Annotated in this window: 4 protein-coding genes; 2 read left to right on the forward strand and 2 right to left on the reverse strand. The window is 38.7% G+C overall.

Annotated elements, in window-relative coordinates; all coding sequences use genetic code 11:
• Window positions 1-239 precede the first annotated feature (239 nt).
• Window positions 240-812, forward strand: a complete 573-nt coding sequence (locus J6U00_RS15100; protein WP_296583276.1) for a helix-turn-helix transcriptional regulator — start codon at window positions 240-242, stop codon at window positions 810-812.
• Entirely contained in the window at window positions 802-1,518 is a 717-nt protein-coding gene (locus tag J6U00_RS15105) for a DUF6036 family nucleotidyltransferase (RefSeq protein WP_296583278.1), read from the forward strand. The genes J6U00_RS15100 and J6U00_RS15105 overlap by 11 nt, the downstream gene beginning before the upstream one ends.
• Before the next feature lie 189 nt (window positions 1,519-1,707).
• Here the strand turns inward: J6U00_RS15105 and J6U00_RS15110 are convergent, their stop codons facing one another.
• Entirely contained in the window at window positions 1,708-2,523 is an 816-nt protein-coding gene (locus J6U00_RS15110) for a zf-HC2 domain-containing protein (RefSeq protein ID WP_296583280.1), read from the reverse strand.
• Complete coding sequence (locus J6U00_RS15115) at window positions 2,520-3,017, reverse strand: sigma-70 family RNA polymerase sigma factor (RefSeq protein ID WP_296583281.1); 498 nt, start codon at window positions 3,015-3,017, stop codon at window positions 2,520-2,522. Before J6U00_RS15115 ends, J6U00_RS15110 begins: the two co-directional genes overlap by 4 nt.
• Window positions 3,018-3,062 lie beyond the last annotated feature (45 nt).

Here is a 3,062-nt window from a genome sequence, read left to right on the forward strand (position 1 = left end):
CTTTTGTACAAGTGGCTTAGAGATAACAATTATAAACTTAATATTAGTAGAAATACATATTATAAGTATAAGCGAGAATTGAAAGAAGAGATACTTGAAAAAAAGGAAGTAATTAATGAGGCTTAATAGAGTGTTCTAATATAAGGATCAGCAAAAAGAATTCATCTTTTTTATACATTTTACCTATTGAAATTACTTCGGTTAACCGTTATAATATAAGTAAGAGAGGAGGTATTATTATGCTTATAAATGAACAGCTTGAAAAAATCCAGATGACTAAATATCGCTTGAGCAAGGATAGTGGAGTACCGCAGGCAACTATCAATGATATTTGTAGCGGAAAAGCTGATCTTGCGAAATGTTCAGCTGGCACACTTTATAAAATAGCAAAAGTTCTCGGAATATCCATTGAGTCTATCTTAGATTCTGCAAAGGAAGATATTCGCAGCTCCTTTGAAATATTCAAGAGCAATACCTGTCATCATGTAAAAGATATGGGTGATCTTGATTTTATAGTAGTAGTATTGGAGTCGGACGAAGTTCGTAAGCTTTATAATAAGCATTGGTATCCGGAAGCTCTATACTTGCTTGCTATGCTTGATTATTTATCAAGAATAAATGAAATACCGCTTTGTGCCAAATATAACGATCTTCGCACACGGAAACTGGAAAAACCTATATATCCAATTGGTGTGCTGCTTAACAGTGAAGTATTAAAATCCGATGAACCGTTACGCATAGCAGAACAGGAAGCTATTCCAGAATTCAGAAGATTTAATATTATTGAAAGTGAAGTGAGAAATGTTGTTTGAGCAGCCTTTCACAAAAGATAACCTTGATAACTATTTAAAAGAGCTTGCAAAAGAATTCCGAAAAATCAACGGTAAGAATATGCCTGCTGATATTATATTGATTGGTGGAGCATCTGTTGTAATAAATTACGGATTTCGTGAAATGACTTATGATATGGATGCGGTTATAAATGCAGCTTCATCTATGAAAGAAGCTATTAATCATGTCGGTGACAAATTTGACTTACCAAATGGCTGGCTGAATACAGATTTTATGAAAACAACTTCGTATACTCCAAAAATCATTCAATACTCTAAATTCTATCGTACTTTTTCAAATATTGTAACATTTCGTACTGTTACAGGAGAATATTTAATTGCAATGAAGCTTATGGCAGGTCGGCAGTATAAATATGACCTGTCAGATGTTATCGGTATTCTATGGGAGCATGAAATTAATGGTTCACCAATCAGTATGGAACAGATAAAGAAAGCCGTGGAAAATCTTTACGACTCCTATAATAAACTGCCTGAACATTCAAAAGTATTTATCGAAAGAGCTATTACTAATAAGAGTTATGAGGAAATGTACAAAAAAGTAAGACAAATGGAAGCCGATAATAAGGATATTTTGTTACAGTTTCAAGATGAATATCCTGATGTTACAAATACAGATAATGTTAACGATATTCTTGCAGCAATAAAGAAGAAAAAAGAAAATAAGTAATATTGTAAAAAAGAGCGACCTTTAAGAAAAATCTTAGAGGTCGCTTTGCATAGAAAGTCAATATCTGTGTCCTAAACAGCAGGTTTTTGTCCTGAATCGCAGATTTTTGAATTTTAAACTTTTGCTGTATACTTACTATTCGTTTATGCCAAGAAACTTTCTCTTTATCGTCTGTTCATATAGAAAAAATTATTTAAGGTAGTCTCTCCACTTGTCTTGTGCGGCTTTTTTCATATCATTGAGCTCATCTCTGTGAGCTTCAATGAACTCCCTCAGTTTTACAGAAGACTCAGGATCCACGTTATCAGCTTGTTTCAGTCTGTTGAAATCCCTGTCCGTACAAAAGCCAAAGAATACTTTGGTTTCCTGTCCATCGTACAATGTGTCAGATACAGCACATACTTCAACATAGTCATTAGGAAAGATAGAATGATCATACGTCAGTCTCTGAACAGAATCTGATGTGCTGTTAATGCCCAGCATACCGTTACTGTCTACCGATACAGCACCTTTAGGCGCAACGAGCATATATCCCATTGTAAAATTCAGATAATGCGGCATTCCCACCAGATACTGGTATCTATCGTCCTCCGACGAGTATACCGTCTTCTTATTTACTCTCGGCGAGTCATATCTGCCGTCATCATAGGGTGCTATCTTTTCCATTCCCTCGCACAGCTTTTTCATGGGACGGTATTTAAGGAAATACCACGCTGCATTTACGCCTGCAAAAAGCATAAGACAAATACACATAAGCACCGACATAAACTTGGTAAAACGGCTTCTTTTCAGCTTCTTTCCCACTTTTTTGAATGTCTCCCTCTCCGTGGGAGCGTCCTTTTCTTTTATTTCGGGCACTGTCATGGTCTCGCAAAGCAGGCGGCAGTCCTCGCAGCCGCGGAAATGCTCCTCAACTATGTCCTTGGTCTCCTCGCTGCAAATGTCCTCCTTGTACAGCGGCAACAGGTCGACTATGACATTGCAGGGTATTTTTTTCTCTGTCATAAAAGTCCCTCCTTTTTCAGAAGCTGCAAAAGCTTCTGTTTTGCTCGGTAATATGTCACGCCTGCCCAGTTCTCGCTTTTGCCGAATACCTTGGCGATATCGGCGAATTTCAGCTCAGCGAAAACTCTCAGGGTAAATACCTCGCGGTACGGTTCGTCAAGCTCGTGAAGAAGATGATGTATGCGCAGGGCTGTATCCTTGTCCGCAAAGCAGGCTTCGATACTCTCCTGCGAGGTCGGTTCGCTGAGCGTATCAAGGGAGCTGTTGCGGTTCTCAGCCTTTTTCAGATGATCGTACCAGAGGTTTCTTGCGATAGTATACAGCCATGTCTTTACGGAGCAGTCCCCCTTGAAGCTGTCAGCGCTTTGCATGGCTTTCAGCATGGTGTCCTGCAAAATGTCCCTCGCAAGCTGCTCGCTGCGGCACATTCGCAGGATAAAGGCGTAAAGGTCTGAGCCGTATTTTTCGTATATCTCATGCAGTTCCTGCTTCATCTTCTCACCTCCTTCACCTATATAGACGAATGACTTTATGTTTTA

The sequence above is a fragment of the Ruminococcus sp. genome (assembly GCF_017650195.1).
In the GTDB taxonomy this organism is placed as follows: domain Bacteria; phylum Bacillota; class Clostridia; order Oscillospirales; family Ruminococcaceae; genus Ruminococcus.

Coding starts and splice junctions, on each gene's coding strand:
- J6U00_RS15105 (WP_296583278.1), top strand. CDS start 802: ATGTTGTTTGAGCAGCCTTTCACAAAAGATAACCTTGATAACTATTTA.
- J6U00_RS15100 (WP_296583276.1), top strand. CDS start 240: ATGCTTATAAATGAACAGCTTGAAAAAATCCAGATGACTAAATATCGC.
- J6U00_RS15115 (WP_296583281.1), bottom strand. CDS start 3,017: ATGAAGCAGGAACTGCATGAGATATACGAAAAATACGGCTCAGACCTT.
- J6U00_RS15110 (WP_296583280.1), bottom strand. CDS start 2,523: ATGACAGAGAAAAAAATACCCTGCAATGTCATAGTCGACCTGTTGCCG.